Raw genomic sequence first — 22480 nt, forward strand, 5'->3', positions numbered from 1 at the left:
AGAAGAAACTAATCAGCCCTGAGGTTGAAAGTACCATTAATATGATTTTTGGTTAAAAGAGGAAGGTTTGGAAAAAGTTAGATAGAACTCTGTCTAACTTTTTTTTTGCTTTTAAATTACAAAAAATACGAGTTTATTGCCGAATGGATACCGCCCCCCCCCCTAACAGAGTTATCGTAATTGGTGCCGGATTTGCCGGCCTTTCTGCTGCTACTCAGCTGGCCCATTGGGGTTATGATGTAACGCTACTGGAAAAAAACAGCCAGGCCGGTGGCCGAGCGCGCGTGTTTGAAGCTGAGGGCTTTACCTTTGACATGGGCCCTAGCTGGTACTGGATGCCCGATGTCTTCGAAAAGTACTTTGCGCAGTTCGGGAAGCAACCCGCTGACTACTACGACCTGGTCCGACTGGACCCTTCTTACAAAGTCATTTTCAACGCCGCCGAGAGCGTGGATTTGCCCGCCGATTTGCCGGGGCTAAAAAGCCTATTTGAGTCGATGGAGGCCGGTAGCGGCGCCCGGTTGGATGAATTCCTGCGGCAAGCGGCCTATAAGTACCAGGTAGGTATCCACGACTTTGTATGGAAGCCGAGCCGCAAACTTTCTGAATTCATAAGTTTAAAGTTACTGTACGACGTAGCTCGGCTGGATGTATTTAAACCTTTTTCCTCCCACGTACGTAAGTTTTTTAAGGATTCGCGGCTGCTGCAGCTGGTCGAGTTTCCCATTCTTTTTTTAGGGGCCACGCCCGCCAATACGCCCGCTATGTATAGCCTCATGAACTACGCCGAAATGACCAAAGGGACCTGGTACCCCCTGGGAGGGATGCACGAGATTGTGCGGGGGATGGTGGCGCTGGCGGAAGAAAAGGGCGTGAAGGTACTTTTGAACCAGAATGTACTGAATATAGAGGTAGAAAATGGCTTGGCGCGCCGGGTGGTGACGGAGGCCGGAATTTTTGAAGCCCAGGTAGTGGTGGCCGGTGCCGACTACCACCACGTCGATAGCCAGCTCCTGGATCCCGCGTACCAAAATTACGACCAGGCGTACTGGGATAAGCGTACCATGGCACCTTCGTCGCTGCTCTACTACCTGGGCGTAAACAAACGCCTACCCCGGCTGCTGCACCATAATTTATTTTTCGACGAAGATTTTGCCATCCACGCCCAGGAAATCTACGAAACGCCCCGCTGGCCTTCCAAGCCGCTGTTCTATGTGTCGGCACCTTCCAAAACCGATCCTTCCGTAGCGCCCGAAGGTAGTGAAAACCTGTTTTTGCTCATTCCGGTGGCACCCGGCCTGACGGACGACACCGAAACGGTGCGAGAAAAATACTATAACCTCATTATGGAGCGGCTCGAGGCCTACGTAGGCGAACCCATCCGTCCCCACGTCGTTTTTAAACGCACCTACGCCCACCGGGATTTCATCCAGGACTATAACGCGTTTCGGGGCAATGCCTACGGCCTGGCCAATACCCTCCGGCAAACGGCTATTTTGAAACCCAGCCTTAAAAGCAAAAAAGTGAAAAATCTGTACTACACCGGCCAGCTTACGGTACCTGGGCCCGGTGTGCCACCGTCCCTTATTTCGGGGCTAGTGGTAGCGCGTGAGCTGGCCAAGGAATATCCTAAATAAAATATTGTTTAGCGAAATGTGGAAATTGCTTCAACAATACTAGGAGTTCCTGGTTATATTCATGTAATTTACAAAAAAGGCCCAAAATCGAATCTCATGCTGGGATTGTATAAGCAAACCGCACTCGAATGCAGTAAGATTGTTACGGAAAAGTACAGTACATCCTTTACGCTCGGAATCCGTACGCTAAATCGGAAATTTCATTTTCCGATCTACGCGATCTATGGCTTTGTGCGTTTTGCCGACGAAATTGTCGATACCTTTCATGACTTTGACAAAAAAAGTTTGTTGGACCGTTTCCGATCGGATGCCTACCAGGCCATCGACGAAGGCATCAGCCTCAACCCGGTGTTGCATTCCTTTCAGTGGGTCGTTAATGAGTACGGCATCGAGCATGAGCTCATCGAAGCCTTTCTGCGCAGCATGGAGATGGACCTATACCAGCAGACCTACGAAAGCACGGATGAATACGAGGAGTACATTTACGGCTCAGCGGAGGTAGTGGGGCTTATGTGTCTTCGGGTTTTTTGCGAAGGCGACACGGCCATGTACGATCGCCTCTGCGACGGCGCCCGCCGATTGGGTGCGGCTTTTCAAAAGGTTAATTTCCTGCGCGACCTCAAGAGTGATTTCCAAGAGCGGGGGCGGGTGTATTTTCCCGGGGTAGACTTTACGGCTTTTGACCCCGACTCTAAAATAAAAATAGAAAAAGATATTCAGGCCGATTTCGACGCCGCTCACCAAGCCATTCTTCAACTACCTGCCAGCGCCCGTCAGGGGGTGTATCTGGCCTACGTGTACTACTACACACTTTTTAGCAAAATAAAACGCCTCCCGGCGGCTCGCGTTCAGGAAGAGCGCATTCGGGTACCTGACAGAAAAAAACTGGCACTTTTGGCACAGACTTACGTAAAATTCCGATTTAATGGCCTCCTGGCCGGGTTCTTCTGAAGCATATGTATCATTAGATACGTACTTTCGCAGTCTTTAAAGAGTAAAGTTTACGGAATGGAATGAATCCTAACTGTTTACCGCCAAGGTAGATAAGGAAAGTCCCCTCCCGTAGCTGCTGTCTTTTTTCACCCAAATCCTACTCGAAAAGACCTTGAAAATCGTAGTACCCAAAGAGACCAAAGCGCTGGAAAGGCGTGTGGCCATTACGCCCGATGTGGTCAAATCGCTGCACAAAGCCGGTTTTAGCTGCCTGATCGAAACAGGGGCTGGCGAAGCCTCCTATTTTTCCGATGAATCCTACCTGCGCGCCGGGGCGTCGATTGCACCCAGCGCAGCCGAAGCCTACCAGGAAGCAGACGTGGTGTTGCGGGTCAATGCCCCCGAACCCGCCGAAGTAGCCCTGATGAAAGAAGGTACTGTGCTGCTATCGTACCTCTACGCGTATACCATCCCGGCGGTAGTAGAAGCGCTGAACCAGAAAAAGATCGCTTCCTTCGCGATGGATGCCGTACCGCGCATTTCCCGAGCCCAGAAAATGGATGCACTTAGCTCGCAGGCTAACCTGGCGGGCTACAAGGCGGTACTGCTGGGTGCCAACGAGCTCGGTAAAATATTCCCGCTCATGATGACCGCCGCCGGTACCATTACGCCCGCGCGAGTGCTGGTGTTTGGAGCCGGGGTGGCAGGCTTGCAGGCTATTGCTACGGCCAAGCGGCTGGGTGCAGTCGTGGAGGCCACGGATGTCCGGCCCGAAACGAAGGAGCAGGTGGAGTCATTGGGTGGGCGCTTTGTACAGGTAGAAGGCGCCGAGGGCGTAAAGACCGAAGGCGGCTACGCACGGGAAGTATCGGCAGAGTACTTGCAAAAACAGCAGGAGCTTATCAAGGAGCGGATCAAAGAGGCAGACCTGGCCATTACAACGGCCCTGGTCATTGGTAAAAAAGCCCCCGTGCTCATTACGGAAGAAATGGTAAAAAGCATGAAGACCGGCTCCGTGATCGTGGATATGGCCGTGGAGTCGGGCGGAAACTGCGAGCTGAGTGAGTTCAATAAAACCGTGGTGAAGCACGGCGTCACGATCGTGGGTGAATCAAACCTGCCTTCGCTCCTGCCGGTAAATGCCAGCGAGCTGTACGCCCGTAACATTTCTACCTTGCTTCTGCACCTGGCCGGTAAAGATGGCTTCCGCTGGGAAATGGAGGAAGAGGTGACCAAAGGGAGCCTGATCACCTACCAGGGAGAGCTGGTTCATGCCTTTACCAAAGAAATCTTGTCTAAAAATAAAGCCTAACGCGCCTAGCCGTAAACGATAGAAATCATGACGATCGAAAACTTTATCTTTCTGCTCTACATTCTGGTGCTGGCCAGCTACGTGGGCTTTGAGCTGATCTCCAAAGTACCCCCCACGCTGCACACGCCCCTGATGTCGGCGTCCAATGCCATTTCGGGAATCACCATTGTGGGGGCCATCCTCTGCGTGCGCGAAGGCGAAGCCAGCAAGTACCTGGGCATGATCGCGCTGGTTCTGGCTACCATCAACGTAGTAGGTGGCTACGCCGTGACGGACCGGATGCTGCAAATGTTCAAAAAAAAGAAGGCCTGAGTACGGGCTGATCGACTTTCTCTTTTACCTGACTCCTCTGTTTTTCAAAAAACATGAATATACTGATACAACTTACCTACCTGGCTTCCGCGATTCTATTCATTGTCGGGATCAAGAAACTCAACCGTACCCAGGAAGCCCGGCAAGGCAACACGTTTTCGGCCGTGGCCATGTTACTGGCGGTACTGGCCACGCTGGTGCAGGTCCAGCTGCTCACGCTCCCCGAGATCCTGATCTGCGTAGTACTTGGCGGTGCCATTGGCATCTACTGGTCGCGCAAAGTAGAGATGACCCAAATGCCCGAAATGGTGGCTATTTTTAACGGCTTCGGAGGAGCGGCTTCCCTCTTTGTGGCTCTCTCTGACTATTGGACCCGCGCCGTTGAGCAACCCGAACAAACCACGGAGATCGTGACCATCGTGAGCATTCTGCTCAGTGTACTGATTGGGGGCGTGACGTTCACGGGCTCCCTGACCGCCTACGGAAAGCTCAGCGGTAAAGTAAGCGGACAAGCCATTGTTTTCAAAGGACAACACCTTTTTAACCTCATTCTTTTGCTGGCGATCATTGCCTGCGGAGCGGTGGTAGTACTGGAAACCGGTTCGGTGACCGCCATGCTCGTGCTGGCCGCCATTGCGCTGGTGCTGGGTATCCTGGTCGTGATCCCGATCGGCGGGGCCGATATGCCTGTGGTAATTTCCCTGCTCAACTCCTACTCCGGCATGGCCGCCTGTACCACAGGCTTTGTACTCAATAACAGCGTACTCATCGTAACCGGAGCGCTGGTAGGGGCGTCGGGGATCATCCTGACCCAGATCATGTGCAAGGCCATGAACCGCTCACTGGTGAGCGTACTACTGGGAGGCTTTGGCGCTACCTCCGGCGGCGGTCCGGCGGGCCCGGCGGGAAGCGAAATGGTGATCAAAGAAGTAGGCGTGGAAGAAGCGGCCATGATCTTCGACTCGGCTTCGTCGGTGATCGTAGTGCCCGGCTACGGCATGGCCGTGGCGCAGGCACAGCACGTCGTGCGCGAAATGATGGATATCCTGGAGAAAAAGGGCGTCAACGTTCGCTTTGCCATTCACCCCGTAGCGGGGCGGATGCCCGGCCACATGAACGTGCTCCTGGCGGAGTCCAATGTGCCCTATGACAAACTCATCGAGATGGAGCTAATCAACGACGACTTTGCCAATACGGATGTGGTACTGGTGGTGGGGGCCAATGACGTTGTGAATCCGGCGGCCCGCACCAACCCGGCCAGCCCAATTTACGGCATGCCCATCCTGAACGCCGATAAGGCCCGCACGGTGATTGTGAGCAAGCGCTCCATGGCCGCGGGCTACGCCGGGATCGAAAACGAACTCTTTGGCTACGAAAACTGCCTGATGCTCTTCGGCGACGCTAAATCAACGCTCACAAAAATGGTGAGTGAGTTGAAGGAAATGTAAAGTATAAAATCATTCGGTAGCCTCAGCCATAAATCCTTACCTTTGCCGGGTCAACGCGTATTAAGATTGGCTTTTTTGGCTCTATGAAGGTAAAATATGATCAGGTAGCGGCCTGGTTGCTGCTGATAGCATCCGTCGGGTATTTTCTACTGTATGTAGCAAAATACGTGGCGGATGTTCCTTTTTTTGATGATTTCCGGAACATCACCATCCTGCACGAAATCCAGAAGAACCCCTCGGAGCTTCTCCCTCAGCTGTTTCAGAATTTTAACGGCCACCGGTTAGCGGTACCCTTCGGGATCACTTGGCTAGGGTACCTCGTGCAGGGTACCTACCACCCCCAAACCATGATGCTGATCGGCGCGCTGTCGTACGTGGGGCTGCTCCTGGTGATGGTACGGACGCTTCGGGTAGCGGGGGTGTCGCTGCTCGCCACGGTACCACTGGCGTTTTTCCTGCTTCAACCCAGCGTGCACCAGAATATCTTTTTTGCGCTAAGTACCCTCCAGTACGTATTTTCTTCGTTTCTGACGGCGCTTATGTTTCTTTGCCTGTGCGTGGGCGGCAAGCCCAACTTCGCCCTGGCCCTGCTGGCGGGGCTGCTGCTCCCCTACACCAACGGCAACGGCATGTACGTCTTCCTCATTGGGCTTCCCATTTTGCTTTTTATGCGCCGCCGCCGCGAAGCCACCGCCTGGGCTGTTGCGTTGGTCGCCAATGCTTTGGTACTTTATAAACTACTACCCCAGGTGGCGGCGGGTTCTACGAGTACCGTTCCGCATACCAATTTTTATACCGATTATGGCCTGGCCGTTTACCGGTTCTTTAGCTTTTTGGGAAGCTACGCGTACCCGTTCCGGCTTAATTCCAACGACACCATCGGGGCGGGCGTCCTACTGTTTGTACTGATTGGGGGCGGTTCGCTTTGGCTCCTGGGCAAAATGCTCCTTGAGTACCAGCGAGCCTGGGTCAAAAAAGGGTTTTCGACCGAGTGGCGCGGACAAATTGCCCTCATCGCCACCGGAGGGGCTATTTTGATTACTTCCGTGGGCGTGGCCTTATCCCGCGGACAAGGTACCCGCTACAACATTGTAGACCGCTACATGCTTTACTCCATCTGGGGCCTGGCCGTTGCCTACGGCATAGCATGGGTACTTTTGAACAAAAAAGCCCAGCTGCGCGGCCTGTTCGTGGCTTTGCCGCTCTCCGTTTTTTTTAGCGTATTTATGTACTGGTACTTTACGCCCCACGTGTCCTGGTGGAAAAACTCCCTGGAAGCAGACGCTTATAACCTGCAAAATAACTACACCGTTCAAGGCAAGATCCACCCCTTCAATCAGCAAGGCTGGGAGGAGTACAAAGCGGCGTACGATGACGGTATCTACAAGTACCCCCCCACGCTCTTTGGAGCCGTAGAAAATCAGCTGAATAATCCTGCTTCGGCCCCGACAAACTACCGGTTTGCGATTGGCGCAGAAAAGCTGGAGGTCTACGGTGGCATCGACATCCTGACGATCAGCCTCGACGCCCAGGGCCAGCCGCTGGCCAAGTACCCCAACGAGTTGTTTGTTTTGCTCAGCGATACCACCAACCACCGCACCTACCTGGTGGCACCCGAGTGGGAGCGCAACTTCGGCTACCGGGCTTTTTTGCGCGGCGAAAATGCTTATTCGGAGGTATTCACGGCCCGGATCTACCAGGGCAATCTGCCCAGCAGTACCTACCGGATCGGGCTGCTACGGATGGATAAAAATACTCCCGTCCTGGAGTATAGCGACCAGCTCGTCAGCATTTCCGCTTCCAACAAACATCATTTGTCAGGTACTTTCCTGGCGCGCGACGCCGCCCGGAAACGAGCAGACAACGCGTTGCAGTAGTGCATTTTTTTCTGATAACCGTATCTTTGCCAAGGTATTTTCTACTTGATCCAGCATGACCACATCAACCCTTTCGGCCCAAACCATCGGTAAAGAGCTCCTTGATCGCTACGAGACGGTCATTGGGCTGGAAGTACACTGCCAGCTCCTGACGGAGTCCAAGCTTTTTGCGGCCGACGTCAACCGCTTTGGAACCGAGCCCAATACCAACGTCAGTCCATTGACGCTGGCGCTACCGGGTACCTTGCCCAAGCTCAACAAAAAAGCGCTCGAGTACGCCGTCCGGATGGGCCTGGCCTGTGGAAGTACCATTAGCCGCCATACCATCTTCGACCGCAAGAACTACTTCTACCCTGACCTCCCCAAGGGCTACCAGATTTCGCAGGATAAAGCGCCCATCTGCGTGGGCGGTGGCATTGCGGTAGCCACCAAAGGAAACGAAGGTACCTCCACCGAGCGGCTGATTCGCTTTCACCACATTCACCTGGAAGAAGACGCCGGCAAGTCCGTGCACGACGGTAGCGACACCGAAACCCTGCTAGACTACAACCGGGCCGGTACGCCGCTGATCGAGATGGTGTCGGAGCCGGACCTGCGCTCGGCCGAGGAAACAGGTACCTACGTGACCGAAATCCGGCGGCTGGTCAGGTACCTCGACATCTGCGACGGGAACATGGAGGAAGGCTCGCTGCGCTGCGACGTGAACGTGTCGGTACGGCCGGTGGGTACTTTGGCCTACGGCACCAAGGTGGAGGTGAAGAATATGAACTCCATCCGGAACATCATGCGGGCCGTGGAGTACGAGTGGCGACGCCAGGTGGCCTTGCTGGAAAACGGCGGGACCATAACGCAGGAAACCCGCATGTTCGACGCCGAAACGGGCCAGACTTACGGCATGAGGGTGAAAGAAACCATGAACGACTACCGCTATTTTCCCGACCCGGACCTATGCCCGGTGGTACTTTCAGACGCCTGGCTGGACGAAATAAAAAGCCGGATGCCCGCCCTGCCGCACGAGCTGCGCGAGAAATTTACTACCAGCTACGGCATACCCGCCTACGACGCCGTGGTGCTGACGGAGACGAAAGAGGTAGCCATCTACTTTGAGGAGGTATGCGCGCATACCCAGCATTATAAGTCGGCCTCGAACTGGCTGATGGGTACCATTAAATCGTACCTGAACGAAACGGGGCATGACATAGGTACGCTGCCCGTCACGCCCCCGGTGCTGGCGCAGCTCATTGAGCTCGTGGAAGACGGTACCCTCAGTATATCCACGGCTACCCAAAAGGCCTTTCCGGCCCTGCTGGCGGAGCCGGGGCGTTCGCCGCGCGAGCTCGCCGAGGCGAATAACTGGCTCCAGAATCGCAATACCAGCGAGCTGGAAACGTTGGTAGAAGAGGTACTTAGCGCCATGCCCGACAAAGTAGCGGCTTTCCAAAAAGGAAAAAAAGGACTGATGGGTCTTTTTGTGGGGGAGGTGATGAAGAAATCGGGCGGCACGGCCGACCCCCAGCTGGTGAACCAATTGCTCCAAAAAAAGCTTTGAACAAAAAATAGTATTGATAATCAACTATGAAGAAGGTACTTTTTCTATTAACGATGGGCTTGTGGGCCGCTCAGGCCGGAGCCCAAACCACCGCGCCCCGTGAATTTACGGTGCAGGGTAAAATAAAAAATGGCAGCGCGGGTGAAAAAGTTTACCTGCAGCTCTCCACCAATCCGCCCGTTACCGTCGACTCCACCACGCTGGCCGCCGATGGTACTTTTAGCATAAAGTCTACCGAGAAAGACGGCGGGAATTTTTACTTGCTCAACGTAGCCGAACGGCAAAAAATAGTGCTGCTGGTGGAAGGGGGTGAGCAATTGAACGTAGTAGCCGATGGCTTCGACAAAGACTCCAAGGGTGCCGCGGGGAAAACCACCGTGACGGGCTCCAAAAACGTGGAGTACTACGGCAAGCTGCTGGATCTGAACCAGGCGATGGTTGAGAAGGTGAACCAGTGGACCGAAAGCTACGCGCAGGCTAACGAGAAAAAAGACACCAAAAAAATGCAGGCGATTCAGGAGGCCTTTCGGCAGGCCGAGCTGGAACACGTGACGAAAATCAAAGCCATGATCCCGGAAATGGGTACTTCCATGGTCGCCCTTTTTGCGGCCAACAACCTCTTGAATCCCGAGCGCGATTTTGCCGAGATGGAGGCCGTGGCCAAGCGTTTCGAGCAGGAAAAAATTAACACCAAAATGGCTCAGGCTTACCTGGGGTACATCAAGCGGGTGCGGGGCGTGGCCGTGGGCGACGAAGCCCCGGACTTTACCCTGGATACCCCCGAGGGAAGTACCGTTTCGCTGTCTTCACTCCGCGGAAAGTATGTCCTCATCGACTTCTGGGCGTCCTGGTGCGGGCCCTGCCGCTTGGAAAACCCCAACGTGGTGAAAATGTATAACAAGTACAAAGACAAAGGTTTCTCGATCTTTGGCGTGTCGCTGGACAACAGCAAGGACGCCTGGGTCGCGGCGATCAAAAAAGATGGCCTCACCTGGGTACACGGCTCGGAGCTCAAAAAATGGAACTCGGAAGTGGCGCAGAACTACGGCGTTAACGCCATTCCGGCTACTTACCTGATCGACAAAGACGGCAAAGTGATTGCTAAAAACCTCCGGGGGCCTTCGCTGGAAAGCAAGTTGGAAGAGCTCATTGGTAAATAAAAGTACCCCTCGTAGCACGAATAGCGAAAAAAGTACGGCTCATAAGCGGGGCCGTACTTTTTTTTGTGCGTACGGAAAGCGACGCTTTTGTATCTTGCGCCGGGTACTTTGCTACACCCATCGCTGGTGTGGCAAAGTACCTGTCCCGTATTTTTTTCGTATTCATTCCTCCTTACTTCATGAAGATTGCCATTGTAGGTTGCGGAAACATGGGAATGGCTTTTGCCCGTGCCTTCCTGAAATTTGATCTGGTAAAAAAAGAAGATTTCCTGCTGGTAGAAAAAAGTACCGAGCGTCAGGAAAGTTTACAGAGCTTCCAGCCGGGGGTACTTACGGGCCTCATCGGCCCCCAGATCGGGGAGTACGACCTCGTGATTCTGTCCGTTAAGCCCCAGGATTTTGCGGCCGTGGGTACGGCCCTGGCCCGGGTAGTACAGCCCACGCAGGTGATCTTGTCCATCATGGCGGGTATTCCGATGAAAACCATCCAAAGTACCTTACAGCACCAGCGGGTGATCCGGGCCATGCCCAACACGCCTGCCATGCTGGGGATGGGTATTACGGCCTACGCCGCCTCGCCGGAGGTGGACATCCAGCAGCTGCGCAAAATTGAGAATTTGATCAACGCCACCGGACGCTCCGTGTTCCTGGAAGACGAAGCCCAGCTCGACGCCGTAACGGCCCTGAGCGGCAGCGGACCGGCCTACTTTTTCTATCTGGTGAAAGCCATGGTGGAAGCCGGCAAGCAGATGGGCTTCGAAGAGTCAGTGGCTACGCTGCTCGTGAAGCAAACCATGCTAGGCAGCTACCACCTGATCAACAACGCCGACAAGTCTTTGGACGAGCTCATCAAGGCGGTGGCTTCCAAGGGAGGTACCACCGAGGCGGCCCTCCAGCACTTTGAGGAAGGTACCTTGGGGCTGACGCTGGCGCAGGGTATCCACGCGGCCCGGAAGCGGGCCACGGAACTATCCAAGTCATAAGCCTGCGTGGGTACTTGGGGTACTTTAGCGGTTTTCTTCTACTAGTCCGAGGTAGTTGAAGGGCGTAATCTGCCGGAGCTCCTCCCGGATGGCCTCCGACACGTCCAGGGTTTCGATGAAGCGCGTGATGGACTCGTGCGTAATTCGCTCGTTGGTGCGGGTCAGTGCCTTGAGGGCTTCGTAGGGTTTGGGGTACCCCTCGCGCCGCAGAATAGTCTGGATGGCTTCGGATACCACCGCCCAGTTTTCTTCCAGATCCGCTTTAAGTACCTGCTCGTTCAGTTCGAGCTTGCCCATTCCTTTCAGGAGCGAGTTCAGCGCAATCACCTGGTGGGCAATGGGCACGCCCATGTTGCGTAGTACGGTGGAGTCCGTCAAGTCCCGTTGGAGGCGCGAAATGGGTAGTTTGGCCGAAAAGTGGTCAAACAACGCGTTGGCAATACCTAGGTTGCCTTCTGAATTTTCGAAGTCAATGGGATTTACCTTATGCGGCATGGCCGACGAGCCTACTTCTCCGGCTTTGATCTTTTGCTTGAAGTAGTTCATCGAAATGTACGTCCACATGTCGCGATTCAGGTCCACCAGGATGGTGTTGAGCCGCTTGAGGCTGTCAAAGGTAGCCGCCAGGTTGTCGTAGTGCTCGATCTGGGTCGTATGGCGGCTGCGTTTCAGCCCCAGACTCTCCACAAAGCGGTGGCCGAAGGCCATCCAGTCTATGTCGGGGTAGGCTACGTGGTGGGCGTTGAAGTTGCCCGTAGCGCCGCCAAACTTCGCCGAGTAGGGGACGCAGTCCAGCAGCTCAAACTGCCGCTCCATCCGCTCCACAAACACCAGAAACTCCTTGCCCACGCGGGTAGGCGAGGCGGGCTGTCCGTGTGTGAAAGCCAGCATGGGTACATTACGCCACTCGATCGACATCCGCTTCAAAACGAAAAGTACCTGCCGGAACAACGGCTTGATCTCGCGCTCCAGGGCATCTTTCAGCGAGAGTGGAATGGCGGTGTTGTTAATATCCTGCGAGGTAAGTCCAAAGTGAATAAACTCCTGAAAAGAAGCAATACCCAGGGTTTCGAATTTCTCTTTGAGAAAGTACTCCACGGCCTTTACGTCGTGGTTGGTCTCTTTCTCAATTTCTTTTATGTGGTTGGCATCCTTCTCACTGAAGGTCTCGTAGAGCTCGCGAAGTTGGGGATAATATGATTTATCGAAGTCGGTAAGCTGAGGAAGGGGCAATTCGCAAAGCGCAATAAAGTACTCAATCTCCACCCATACGCGGTAACGAATCAGCGCGTATTCTGAAAAGTAGGAAGAGAGCTGGGCGACTTGCTTGTGGTAGCGTCCGTCTACCGGAGAGATAGCCGTTAGTTGATTTAAAAGCATCAGTTACAAATACTAAGGTTTGAGCCGCAAAGGTACGGGATTTCGGGGGTTGAATCCCCGCGATAAAATGAAAATCTTATTTTTGGTATTTCTTATGGAAATTATAATACAATTTACCTATTTGCTTTTTAATTCTACCAACCCTTCTTTATTCGTATGCAAACCTCCCCTTTTATCGGCGAGCTGATCGGTACGCTGGTGCTTATTTTATTGGGAAATGGCGTGGTCGCCAACGTAGTACTCAAACAAACCAAGGGTGAAAATGCCGGGCTTATGGCCATTACTACGGGTTGGGCGTTTGCGGTAGTGATGGGTGTGTTCACGGCCAACGCCTTCGGTAGCCCCGATGCGCACATCAATCCGGCCGTTACGATAGCCTTTGCCGTTTTGAACCAGGATTTTAGCCAGGTAGGTACCTACTTCCTGGCCCAGCTCATGGGCGCTTTTTTAGGCGCGGCGCTGGTGTGGCTCCACTACCTGCCGCACTGGAAAGTAACCCCCGAGCCGGGCGATAAGCTGGCCTGTTTTTCTACCGGCCCGGCCATTCGAGCGGCGGGCCCTAACTTCATCAGTGAGCTATTAGGTACCCTCCTGCTCATCATTGGCATTGTTGCCATCAGCAAAGCGGGCGCTATTCCCGAAAACGGGGCCATTCCGTCCGGCCTGGGCCCCTACCTGGTGGGCTTGCTAGTGTGGAGCATTGGGCTTTCGCTGGGAGGTACTACGGGCTACGCCATCAATCCCGCCCGTGACCTGGGCCCGCGCCTGGCGCACGCCGTGTTGCCCATCCCGAACAAAGGGACCTCCGACTGGCGCTACGCCTGGATACCCGTGGCCGCGCCGCTGGCCGGGGCGGTGCTCGCTGCGCTATTTTTACAGTTTTTCTCGCTCTGAGGAAGCGCCCCTGGCCAGGTACCTCGTCACTTGCCTCCTACCACCACCTCGGTCATATCGTCGGGCTGGAGGTAGGTATTAAACATGCGGAGTATATCTTCCGGGCTGGTGGCGTGGATCTGCCGCACGTACTGCTCGAAGAAGTCGGCGGGCAAGCCCTCCAGCAGCAGGATCTTCTGGCGGTCGGCGATGTCGAAAGCGGTATTGAGCGAGCCAGCAAATTCGCCCGCCATGAAGTTCTTGACGTTCTGGAGCTCTTCGGCCCCAACGGGCTCGGTCTGCAGGATCTGAATTTCCTTCCGAATCTCGTCCAGGGTTTGTTGGGTAAATTCTTTCTTGACGTCCGTGCCAATGGTAAAGTACCCCTCGTGCCGGTAGGTTACTACGCTGGACGAAATGCCGTAGGTCAGCCCTTTTTCTTCGCGGATGTTTTTCATGAGCCTTGACCCAAAGTACCCCCCCAGCAGCTCGTTTGCAACCAGCAGTTGGTAGTAGTCGGGGTGCTTGCGCGTAAAGAGCCGCTTTCCGTACCGGATCGACGACTGCAAGCTCTCGGGCTTCTCCACCAACGCGGGTTCAATAGCCGCCGGAAAAGCCGGAGGTACCGCTTCGCTCTGGTCCAGCGTCAGGTCCACGGCCTGGCCCAGGTACTTGTTCACGACCTGGATCTCGGCCTCGCCAACCTGCCCCGACAGCACGATCCGGTAGCCGTTTCGCTGCATGTACTGCGCGTAGTGCGCCTGGGCCTCTTCCTTTTTGAGGTTCGTAATCCGCTCCTCGCTTTGGCTGCGGCCGTAGGGATGCTCCTTTCCGAAGAGGCTGGCCCGTAGCTGCACCGTGGCCAGAAAGGAGTTTTTCTGTTGGTTGACCCGCAGGTTTTGCAAGGTAATATTGCGGAGATCTTCCCATTCTTTGTCCGGAAAAGAGGCCGTGGCGATCAGTTCCTGTACCAGCGGAAGTACCTCCGGCAGAAAACGAGCCAGGCAGTACACCACAATCCCGACGCGGTCGGGTGAATGCGACAGATCGGTAAAGGCCCCCACGCGATCAAAGGCGGCGCTGATGCCGACAGAGGTAGTGGCAGAGGTACCTTCGGTGAGCATCTTGATGGCAAAGTAGGAGGCACCGGGCTGCTTCTCGAACCAGGTACCGGCTTCAAAGATGCACTCCAGCCGCACCACGGGCTGCTCGCCAATGTTGATTACGTGCAGCGGCAGGCCGTTATCGAGGTAGATGGTGTTGAAATCAGGAAAATGGATCGTTTGAATAATCCGGTAGGGTGGGGCTATGGTTCGGTCTAGCTGCATCGTGGTAAAGGGGCTAAAAAAAGGAATGACATCCCCAGGGAGACGTCATTCGCTAAAAACATTTTTATAAGGTACTTAGTTTTCGAGCGCATCCAGGGTGTCGGAGGCATTTCTGTCTTTTTTGTTCAACGAAAGCGCCAGGGTGAGCCGCAGTGTTTGGGACAGTGGGTTGCCTTGCGCCTGGCCCTGGGGCATCAGGTAAGCAAAGTCGATGTTGTACTTATCCATAAACCGGGCACCTACCCCCGCCGTAAAGTACTTCTGGCCGCCCTTCATGTTGGACTGGTTGAAGTACCCGATCCGAACCGCAAAAACGTCGTTGTACCAGTACTCCACGCCCGTTGAAATCATGATTTCCTTTACCTCTTCGTTGAAGCCATTGGGGGCGTCGGCGAAGGAGCCAAAAATACCACTCAGCACCGAGAGGTTACGCGGATCTCTACCCTGCACCGCTACCTGCTGGCCGTTTTGGGTACTCCATACGGGAGGGGTGGGCACCATTAGCTTATTGGCATCCAGCACGAAGTTGAAACGGTTGCGGCCGTCGGCGGTATACGAAATACCGGTACCTAGCTTCAGGTTAGTCGGAATGAAATACGAATCCGGACCGCCGTAGGAGACCTTACCGCCCAGATTGGAAATCATGGCTCCCCAGGACCAAACCAGGTTGCTGCCGGTTTCTGCGTTGGTGTATTCTTTCTTGTAGTAAGCACTAATATCGGCGGCACCCGTCGAAGCCGGACGAAGTGAGACTCCGCCCACAGTGCCTTGGCCGGCTAAATTGGAGTGCAGAAATTTAAGCGTAACCCCCATGGAAAAATTTTGGGCCAGCTGTCGGCTGTAGGTACCTCCGGCGGCAAACTCGCGGGAGTTAAAAAAACCGGCCGATTGCCCGGTTGGGGTCCGGAAGTCGATCATCCCCATGTCGAAGTAATTGATCGAAAGAGCCACGACTTCCCGCTGCGACACTTTCTTGTAGCCCGACAGATAGGTCAGAAACATGTCGTCGATAAGGTTCCGCAGCCAGGGCGTGTAAGAAAGTGATACTCCGAAGTCTTTGTCCACATAAGGCAGCTTGGCAGGATTCCAGAAGGTAGCGTTGGCGTCAGGGCTGAGCGCTACGCCGGCATCTCCCAGGGCCGCACTGCGGGCATCAGGGGCAATGGTAAGCAAGGGAAATGGTGTGGTGATGACCCTTTCTGTGGGAACTTGGGCCGTAGCAGCACTCCCACAAGCAAGTAGTAAAGAAGAAAAGCTAACGAAAAAACGTTTCATATTTTTTTGGTTTGGCTGCACAGCGCACTAAGACGTTCGCTAAGACAGAGGGAGTCAAAAATACGACGAAAGTAACGGAATAAATAAAATATATACAAACAATTCGTGTAAGTCAATCCATACGCAGGAGTTTGCCGGTATGCCGGTCGGTACTATTGTCTTTGGAGGAACGAATCAACAACTCATACAGGTATAACGCGCGGCCGGGAGTTAGCAACTGGCTGGGAACGAGGTTCGGGATGGCGTCCTCAATAATGGCTTCGCTGTTATAATACATTCGATGAAAGGTCTTGAGCGTTTGACCTGCTACGTTAAACAACCGGAAAGTAATTTCGACATCTTCACTTTCGCGCGTGTGTTCTATTTTAAAAGACAAGTGTTGTTCGAATGGATTAGGGAAAACAAGGGCCTGGGCGAGCTTAATGGCGGGCTCGGAGCCAACTATAAAACGCAACGTTTTTTCGGCTGAGTTAGTATGCGTGTCCCACACTTTTATCCGAAGCTGGTGGGGCCCGGGTGGTAAAGTACCCAACGGGAAGCGGATGGTTCCGCTTCGGAAGTCGTTGGGGTGGGCCGTATAATATGCATTAAGTACCCAGCTGAGTGTATCGTTGAGCGTAGCCGTGAGGTCGTGGCCTAGGCCCGCCTGCGAGAGATTGATGCCACTTTCGTCAAAGAGCTCGGCATAAAGTACCGGCGTGGGCGTCACGGTTTGTCCGTCCTGAAACGCAGCGTCGTTCAGGTAGGCGGTCAGGGTCGGAGGGGTGCGGTCGGGAGGTACGTTGGCGCTACCGCCTACCCACACGGCTAGCTGCGCGGAGGCGTCGGTGAGGCTATCCTGGCTAAGGGCGTATACGCTTACCCGGCCCTCGCCCAGGCGGTAGTCGATGTCGCGCGGCACCACAAACTCCACCCGGAACCTCCCCTGCTGTACCTGCACGTTGCCGGCAAAGAGCCGGTTGCGGTATTCCTGGTACTCGGCGGCGGTGGCTTCGTTGCCCAGCGTCCGAAACGCCACGGGCTTGTCGTACACCACGACCTGGGCGCTGCCGTTAAAATCGAGCAGGGGTACTTCGGCGCCCGGTGCCACAATCTCACCCTCCAGAAGTACCTTTTGCAAAGCCCGAAGGGTATCGGGGACTTGCCGCCAGCGGATGGCGTGTTCGGCCTGGGCGAGCCGCAGGGAGGGGTCGCCCAGCAGGGCAAAGTTGCGGTTGAGGCTACCGCTGAGGCTGTTATTTTTGGTAAGCCGTACGATGTCCCCCAGCCGGAGCTGCTGCGGCCTGGCTACGGCCAGGGCTTCGTAGAACGCTTTATTGAGGGTAAAATTGGTACTGGCAAATACAGGACGCGTGGTCGTGACGGCCCCGATGGCCGCTCCGCGGGGGCTAAGTACCATCAGCTCTGCGCCCGAGACCAGCGCCGGGTCGTCGTAGCGGCCAAACTCACAGGTGGCCGTAACGAGCAGCGGCAGGTTGTTATAGCCCCGCATGGCCTGCATATCGGCCAGCGTAAGTACCTGCTCCTCGGCCCAACCCACCGCACCGCCGTGGCCGGTGTAGTTCAGGATGAGGGTACCTTCTTCCACGGTTCGGCGGATGGCCGTGTTCAACTCCGGTGCTTTGGTCCCGCCGGGGGTAGTTTGTTGGGGAAAAGCGTCGATGAACAGCCGCTGAGACAGCAGGTGTGGCTGGATAAAAGTAGCCAGCTGGTCGGCGTGTTGCTGGTGAATGTTGGCGTCGCCGTCGTCGGCCACGAAGCTGATGCGGTTGCGCCAGGCCCCCCGGCTGCGGGGCGAAGTAGCGTAGTGGATGAGCTTATCTACCACGACGCGGGCTTCTTCCGGCGTTTTGACGGGTAGCCGCCCCACGCCAATATCCAGGGTGTGGTCGCCACTGGTACTTTCTTCCCAGGTACCTTCGCGGGTTTTAAAGAATCCAAAGTAGTCGTCGGAGGAGTACGAAAACACCGGATGCAAAGATTCCCGGCTTTGGTACACCGGTACGCCAACGCCGCCTCCGGCCGCCGTGCGATTTTTGTAGTCGTAGGAGGCGTCCCCAAACAGCAGCAAGTACCTGAGCTTGTCCGGTGCTCGTAGGTAAAGGTACCTGGCCAGGTCCCGCAGGGCTGAGATGTCCGGCTGCCCCGAGCCAAATTCGTGGTACACCTGCTCGGAGGTGACGACCAGTACGTCCAGGCCGTCGTGCTGCTCACGGAAGTCGGCCAGGCGGCGGGCCTGTGTTTCCCAGGCGGGGGGTGTGACAATGAGTAAATCAGGTACTTTGCTTTGGCGGATATTCTGATTAGCGATGGCCCGGCCACTCACCGGCTCCAGCGCCTGCGAGGGCCGAAAACCGATGAATCTCCTGAATCGTCGTCCCTGAATTGCCGTAAAAGTACCCGTACCGTCCGGTCCTCGGTCCACCTGGGCGCGGGCCGGACGCGCCGGATCGCTAACGTCCCACCAGTACCAGTCGGGCAAGGTACCGGTGATGCGGTAGGTAACGGTATCGACGCTGGCAGGCAGGAAATAGTAGCTCTGCTGGCCGTCGTAGGGCCGCAGGTACCTCTTGGTCTGTAGGCTCGCCCAATCCAGGTAAGCCTGGGCGCTACTCTGGCCGTTGGGGTCAAACGCCACGCTAAGCGTGGTAGTAACGGGCGGCGAAGTACCTACTGGAAAAACGTACGCCTGATCACTGAGCTGGGCCCGTAGGTCATACCGATAAGTAGACACCGTCCCTACCGACGGCCTCCCTACTTCCTGGCCGTTGACCTGCCACCGAAACTGCGTAGGTACCTGCGCCGAGGCAATGGCCCGCACCCGGAGCCGGGTCATACTGCCGGGTACCAGGCCGGGGGTAGGTACCTGTAGGTTCAGGGCACCGGTATTGGCCAGGTACTCACCCCACCACTCCCGCCCGGACTGCAGCAGGTTTACGGATTCTTTTTCGTGAAACCAGTAATCGTCGAACTGGTCAAGGGGGGTACTTTGGCTGGCCATAAGGCTGGGGAGATCTGTAAGGCGTAAGCCGGGGGAGGTACCTACCGTCAGGAAGTAGTAGCTGGTATCGGAGTAGTAGTTGGTTTGGTGGTATAAATGATGGTTTAGTGAGTCGTAGCGGGTCACGTGTGGGCCCTCAGCATAAAAGTACAGGGCGTCCTGCTCGTCAAAACGGCCGTCTTCCTCACCAGGTACCCAGATGGCATTCTGGCGGAGGTCCTGCGGGCGGAGCGCGTCGTTGGCCTGGGGCAGCATACCGCCGCCGTTACCGTACAGCTGCAGGTGGCGCGCGTTAAGGGTGGAGGTAGTGAGGCCCAGGCGTCGTAGCGCCGGGGCGTCGAGGCGGTAGATACCCGACTGCACCACGCCTATTTTATACCAAGAGCCCTGCGCCAGCACCGAGGCATCCTGCGCCTGCGCGTTGGAGAAGAGCACAAGGCCGCCAAGCAAATAAAGCGTGATCCAGTAGAGAAAATTAGCGGGTTTCCACCAGGGCATGGGCAGGAATCGTATAGCGACGCTGGGAGGTTTTTTCGGTACAGAGCACGCGGGTACGGCGGAGCACGCCTCGTGTAAACTCCCTTTGCTGAAAAACGAAATCGCAGCCCTCATTGAGATGCAGCAGCGGTACTTTATTATGGTCGGGCAGGGGCGCATCGTATTGCCGCAGGGCGTGCAGCAGGGGCAGATCGCTCCCGGTGGAGGCTTTGGGAGCCAGCGCATACCGCCGGAGCGGAAGCAAAACAGAAGGGGGAAAAATAGCCTCCGTAAGGACGGGTTGCAGGAGTTCGCGAAAGGATTTTTGCCATTCGGGCCCATGGGGCGCTACCCGGCACTTATGCGTTGCGAACACGGCGCAGTGCGCTACTTCGTGCAGGTAGGTAATCAAAAAGCTGTACGGATTCAGGTTGACGTTGACGGTAATGCGCGGGCGGGCTTTTGGTTTTACCGAAAAATCGCCCAGCCGGGTACGCCGCGGCCGCGTGATCCGTAGATCAAAGTTGTATTGCTGCCAGAGCTGCTCACAATAGCTCAGCGCCAGAGGTGGAATATAGGGAGCTAAGAGGGCTTGTCTTTCCATACCTCTAAGTAAAAAAGAAAAGCCTTACTAGGGTAGCAAGGCTTTTCTTTTTTCTGAACGTATCTAATCCAAATTAGGCTTAGAGGCTGTCAGACATCATAGTCGTGTCAGCGAAAGAAGTATCAACGGTCATCGTATCAATGTCCATGTTGATAGACGTCGTGTCAGCACCTTCTTCAGCAGGTTTGCTAGTACAAGCGGCAAATGCCATCATGCCAGCTACGAAAGCGAAAGCAAGTAATTTTTTCATTTTTTTGCGGTGTTTATAAGGTTTCGGGTACAAAAGTAGCACTAATTTTTAGATGGCAATGGTTTTATGTTTGTATTTTTCCAAGAACTTAAAATTTCCTTAGAAAGTAATGCCAGTACTTACTTTTATACAATAAAGAAGTGGTACCCTTACAGTTAAGTAAGAGCCTCTGATTGAGCATTGAAGGATTTAACGGCGTAAGCGACCTCCGGTAGTAGCGCTGAATTGTGTTCGATGCCATTGCCTACCACAATCACGTCCGCGCCCGCTTCCAGGGCAGCGTAGGCTTTGTCCGTTGAATTGATACCCCCACCCACGATAAGAGGTACCTCCGTTACTTCGCGTACGGCGGCAATCATGGCGGCGGGCACGGGCTGCTGGGCTCCGCTACCGGCGTCGAGGTACATATACCCCAGGCCCAGCATTTCACCAGCCATGGCGGTGCAGGCGGCCACGCCGGGCTTGTCGTGCGGGATCGGGAGCGTATTACTAATGTAAGAGACGGTCGTTAGCTTGCCACTTTCAACAAGCATATAGCCGGTAGGAAGTACCTCGATGCCGCTCTTGCGTAGTACGGGGGCGGCTATGACGTGCTGACCGATGAGCAGATCCGGGTTGCGGCCCGAAATCAGCGAAAGCAGCAGGATGGCATCCGCCGAGGAGGCAATGTGCAGGCTGCTGCCGGGGAAAAGAATAGCGGGAATGGTAGTATGGACGTGAATGGCTTCGATAAGCTGATCGATCGCGTAGTTCATGATCAGGCTTCCTCCCACAAAAAAAAAGTCAACGCCCTGAGTGGCCGCTTGCCGCAAAAAAGCGGGAAAAGTAGCCAGGTCAACCTTATCGGGATCCAGTAAAACGGCAAACGATTTTTTTTGCCGCCTGCGTTTGTCGGATAGAAGTGACGCTATTTTTTTAGATGTATTCTGCATTCGATTCTTGCTCTACCGTACGTCTAGAAAGGCTGTGTTAGTCCCAATGAGCCGCTAATTTTACCCAAAAGTACTAAAATAGGTCAAAAAGGGATGCCCGGAACGAAAGCAATTTAAAAATCATCCTGGCGGCCTTATCTCAGGAAGACATTGCTCAGCCCGGACGCTCTAGTCCAGAAACATACCCAAAACCCCGGAAACGATGGCGACGATCAGACCGAATAGCAAGGCCGTAATGAAGCCATCGATCGCGAAACCATCCACCAGCGCGGCCGTCAGGTAGATCATCAGCACGTTGATGACAAAGTAAAAGAGGCCCAGCGTGAGAATGGTGATCGGGAGGGCCAGGATCTGTAATACGGGCCGCACGAAGGTATTCAAAATACCCAGCACAATGGCCGCTACTACGGCCGTAGTAATGTTGGAGACGTGCACGCCATCCAGGAGGTTCGCCGCCACAATGATGGCCACGGTACTGATGACTAATCGTATCAATAAATTCATTTGCTAGCAGAAGTTTAGCGGTGACGGCTACTAAGTACGTCAATAACCTCATCCAAATCAACATTTTTGTATTCCAATAGCACCAGCAGGTGAAAAAGCAGGTCGGCTACTTCGTCCTTGAAGAGGTCGTCGTTGGTATCTTTGGCTTCAATCACCACCTCCACAGCTTCTTCACCTACCTTCTGGGCTACCTTATTAATGCCACGACTGAAGAGCTGGCTCGTGTAGGAAGCGTCGGTGGGGTTGTTCTTCCGCTCGCGGATAATTTGTTTCTGTAGGTAGTTTAAGAACAACGCTTTGCCCTCGTTTTTTTCGTCGAAGCAGGTGTCGGCCCCGGTGTGGCAGGTAGGTCCGGCGGGCGTAGCCTTGATCAGGATCGTGTCGCCGTCGCAGTCTACGGCCATGGATTGTACGTACAGAAAATTATCGGAGGTTTCGCCCTTGGTCCAGAGGCGCTGCTTGCTGCGGCTGAAAAAGGTTACCTTACCCTCCGCCTGGGTTTTTTCGAAGGCTTCCTGGTTGAGGTACCCCAGCATAAGTACTTTGTGGGTGGTGGCGTCCTGCACCACGGCGGGCACGAGTCCGTCGGGAGCTTTGGAGAAAGCGATGGTAGAAAAGTCCGTATTCATGTATAATCGTACATCA

Annotated in this window: 19 protein-coding genes; 10 read left to right on the forward strand and 9 right to left on the reverse strand. The window is 54.7% G+C overall.

Going from position 1 to position 22480, the window contains the following annotated elements:
* Positions 1-143: 143 nt before the first annotated feature.
* The 9 genes from HNQ92_RS00595 to proC all read left to right on the forward strand — a co-directional run bounded on the left by HNQ92_RS00595 (position 144) and on the right by proC (position 11211).
* A complete protein-coding gene (locus HNQ92_RS00595; protein ID WP_184169405.1) occupies positions 144-1637 on the forward strand; it encodes a phytoene desaturase family protein in 1494 nt (497 codons plus the stop codon).
* A gap of 96 nt (positions 1638-1733) precedes the next feature.
* Positions 1734-2588, forward strand: coding sequence for a phytoene/squalene synthase family protein (locus HNQ92_RS00600; protein WP_184169407.1), 855 nt, complete (start codon positions 1734-1736; stop codon positions 2586-2588).
* Between the two features lie 154 nt (positions 2589-2742).
* Entirely contained in the window at positions 2743-3882 is a 1140-nt protein-coding gene (locus tag HNQ92_RS00605) for a Re/Si-specific NAD(P)(+) transhydrogenase subunit alpha (protein ID WP_184169409.1), read from the forward strand.
* 27 nt (positions 3883-3909) lie between these two features.
* A complete protein-coding gene (locus HNQ92_RS00610) occupies positions 3910-4194 on the forward strand; it encodes an NAD(P) transhydrogenase subunit alpha part 2 (protein WP_184169411.1) in 285 nt (94 codons plus the stop codon).
* Positions 4195-4247: 53 nt separating this feature from the next.
* A complete protein-coding gene (locus HNQ92_RS00615) occupies positions 4248-5642 on the forward strand; it encodes an NAD(P)(+) transhydrogenase (Re/Si-specific) subunit beta (protein WP_184169413.1) in 1395 nt (464 codons plus the stop codon).
* 83 nt (positions 5643-5725) lie between these two features.
* A complete protein-coding gene (locus HNQ92_RS00620; protein WP_184169415.1) occupies positions 5726-7519 on the forward strand; it encodes a hypothetical protein in 1794 nt (597 codons plus the stop codon).
* 55 nt (positions 7520-7574) lie between these two features.
* Positions 7575-9068, forward strand: coding sequence for an Asp-tRNA(Asn)/Glu-tRNA(Gln) amidotransferase subunit GatB (gene gatB / locus HNQ92_RS00625; protein WP_184169417.1), 1494 nt, complete (start codon positions 7575-7577; stop codon positions 9066-9068).
* A 26-nt stretch (positions 9069-9094) separates the two neighbouring features.
* The gene (locus HNQ92_RS00630) at positions 9095-10228 is read left to right on the forward strand and encodes a TlpA disulfide reductase family protein (RefSeq protein ID WP_184169419.1); all 1134 of its coding nucleotides are present in this window, start codon (positions 9095-9097) and stop codon (positions 10226-10228) included.
* A 179-nt stretch (positions 10229-10407) separates the two neighbouring features.
* The gene (proC, locus tag HNQ92_RS00635) at positions 10408-11211 is read left to right on the forward strand and encodes a pyrroline-5-carboxylate reductase (RefSeq protein WP_184169421.1); all 804 of its coding nucleotides are present in this window, start codon (positions 10408-10410) and stop codon (positions 11209-11211) included.
* A gap of 24 nt (positions 11212-11235) precedes the next feature.
* On the opposite strand, the gene purB is transcribed toward proC, so the two are convergent.
* Positions 11236-12591 carry an adenylosuccinate lyase gene (purB, locus tag HNQ92_RS00640; RefSeq protein WP_184169423.1) on the reverse strand — a complete coding sequence of 452 codons (1356 nt, stop codon included), beginning with the start codon at positions 12589-12591 and terminating at the stop codon, positions 11236-11238.
* A 156-nt stretch (positions 12592-12747) separates the two neighbouring features.
* Between purB and HNQ92_RS00645 the strand changes: the two genes are divergently transcribed.
* Positions 12748-13485 (forward strand): MIP/aquaporin family protein, encoded by a 738-nt coding sequence (locus HNQ92_RS00645; RefSeq protein ID WP_184169425.1) that lies wholly within the window; start codon positions 12748-12750, stop codon positions 13483-13485.
* A gap of 26 nt (positions 13486-13511) precedes the next feature.
* Here the strand turns inward: HNQ92_RS00645 and HNQ92_RS00650 are convergent, their stop codons facing one another.
* The 8 genes from HNQ92_RS00650 to hisIE all read right to left on the reverse strand — a co-directional run bounded on the left by HNQ92_RS00650 (position 13512) and on the right by hisIE (position 22464).
* Positions 13512-14792, reverse strand: a complete 1281-nt coding sequence (locus HNQ92_RS00650) for a M16 family metallopeptidase (protein WP_184169428.1) — start codon at positions 14790-14792, stop codon at positions 13512-13514.
* Positions 14793-14867: 75 nt separating this feature from the next.
* Positions 14868-16067, reverse strand: coding sequence for a type IX secretion system outer membrane channel protein PorV (porV, locus tag HNQ92_RS00655; RefSeq protein WP_184169430.1), 1200 nt, complete (start codon positions 16065-16067; stop codon positions 14868-14870).
* Positions 16068-16179: 112 nt separating this feature from the next.
* On the reverse strand, positions 16180-19566 hold the full coding sequence (gene porU, locus HNQ92_RS00660) for a type IX secretion system sortase PorU (RefSeq protein WP_184169432.1): 3387 nt from the start codon (positions 19564-19566) through the stop codon (positions 16180-16182).
* Positions 19544-20149 carry a SprT-like domain-containing protein gene (locus HNQ92_RS00665; protein WP_184169434.1) on the reverse strand — a complete coding sequence of 202 codons (606 nt, stop codon included), beginning with the start codon at positions 20147-20149 and terminating at the stop codon, positions 19544-19546. The genes porU and HNQ92_RS00665 overlap by 23 nt, the downstream gene beginning before the upstream one ends.
* 79 nt (positions 20150-20228) lie before the next feature.
* On the reverse strand, positions 20229-20399 hold the full coding sequence (locus tag HNQ92_RS00670) for a hypothetical protein (protein ID WP_184169436.1): 171 nt from the start codon (positions 20397-20399) through the stop codon (positions 20229-20231).
* A 155-nt stretch (positions 20400-20554) separates the two neighbouring features.
* Entirely contained in the window at positions 20555-21331 is a 777-nt protein-coding gene (locus tag HNQ92_RS00675) for a phosphoglycerol geranylgeranyltransferase (RefSeq protein WP_184169438.1), read from the reverse strand.
* 168 nt (positions 21332-21499) lie between these two features.
* Positions 21500-21835, reverse strand: a complete 336-nt coding sequence (locus tag HNQ92_RS00680) for a phage holin family protein (RefSeq protein WP_184169440.1) — start codon at positions 21833-21835, stop codon at positions 21500-21502.
* Positions 21836-21849: 14 nt separating this feature from the next.
* Complete coding sequence (hisIE, locus tag HNQ92_RS00685) at positions 21850-22464, reverse strand: bifunctional phosphoribosyl-AMP cyclohydrolase/phosphoribosyl-ATP diphosphatase HisIE (protein WP_184169442.1); 615 nt, start codon at positions 22462-22464, stop codon at positions 21850-21852.
* Positions 22465-22480 lie beyond the last annotated feature (16 nt).

It is taken from the genome of Rhabdobacter roseus (assembly GCF_014202275.1).
Classification (GTDB): domain Bacteria; phylum Bacteroidota; class Bacteroidia; order Cytophagales; family Spirosomataceae; genus Rhabdobacter; species Rhabdobacter roseus.

Coding starts and splice junctions, on each gene's coding strand:
- porU (WP_184169432.1), bottom strand. CDS start 19,566: ATGCCCTGGTGGAAACCCGCTAATTTTCTCTACTGGATCACGCTTTAT.
- proC (WP_184169421.1), top strand. CDS start 10,408: ATGAAGATTGCCATTGTAGGTTGCGGAAACATGGGAATGGCTTTTGCC.
- HNQ92_RS00650 (WP_184169428.1), bottom strand. CDS start 14,792: ATGCAGCTAGACCGAACCATAGCCCCACCCTACCGGATTATTCAAACG.
- HNQ92_RS00610 (WP_184169411.1), top strand. CDS start 3,910: ATGACGATCGAAAACTTTATCTTTCTGCTCTACATTCTGGTGCTGGCC.
- HNQ92_RS00615 (WP_184169413.1), top strand. CDS start 4,248: ATGAATATACTGATACAACTTACCTACCTGGCTTCCGCGATTCTATTC.
- HNQ92_RS00630 (WP_184169419.1), top strand. CDS start 9,095: ATGAAGAAGGTACTTTTTCTATTAACGATGGGCTTGTGGGCCGCTCAG.
- HNQ92_RS00645 (WP_184169425.1), top strand. CDS start 12,748: ATGCAAACCTCCCCTTTTATCGGCGAGCTGATCGGTACGCTGGTGCTT.
- HNQ92_RS00620 (WP_184169415.1), top strand. CDS start 5,726: ATGAAGGTAAAATATGATCAGGTAGCGGCCTGGTTGCTGCTGATAGCA.
- HNQ92_RS00670 (WP_184169436.1), bottom strand. CDS start 20,399: ATGAAAAAATTACTTGCTTTCGCTTTCGTAGCTGGCATGATGGCATTT.
- porV (WP_184169430.1), bottom strand. CDS start 16,067: ATGAAACGTTTTTTCGTTAGCTTTTCTTCTTTACTACTTGCTTGTGGG.
- gatB (WP_184169417.1), top strand. CDS start 7,575: ATGACCACATCAACCCTTTCGGCCCAAACCATCGGTAAAGAGCTCCTT.
- HNQ92_RS00680 (WP_184169440.1), bottom strand. CDS start 21,835: ATGAATTTATTGATACGATTAGTCATCAGTACCGTGGCCATCATTGTG.
- purB (WP_184169423.1), bottom strand. CDS start 12,591: ATGCTTTTAAATCAACTAACGGCTATCTCTCCGGTAGACGGACGCTAC.
- hisIE (WP_184169442.1), bottom strand. CDS start 22,464: ATGAATACGGACTTTTCTACCATCGCTTTCTCCAAAGCTCCCGACGGA.
- HNQ92_RS00600 (WP_184169407.1), top strand. CDS start 1,734: ATGCTGGGATTGTATAAGCAAACCGCACTCGAATGCAGTAAGATTGTT.
- HNQ92_RS00595 (WP_184169405.1), top strand. CDS start 144: ATGGATACCGCCCCCCCCCCTAACAGAGTTATCGTAATTGGTGCCGGA.
- HNQ92_RS00665 (WP_184169434.1), bottom strand. CDS start 20,149: ATGGAAAGACAAGCCCTCTTAGCTCCCTATATTCCACCTCTGGCGCTG.
- HNQ92_RS00675 (WP_184169438.1), bottom strand. CDS start 21,331: ATGCAGAATACATCTAAAAAAATAGCGTCACTTCTATCCGACAAACGC.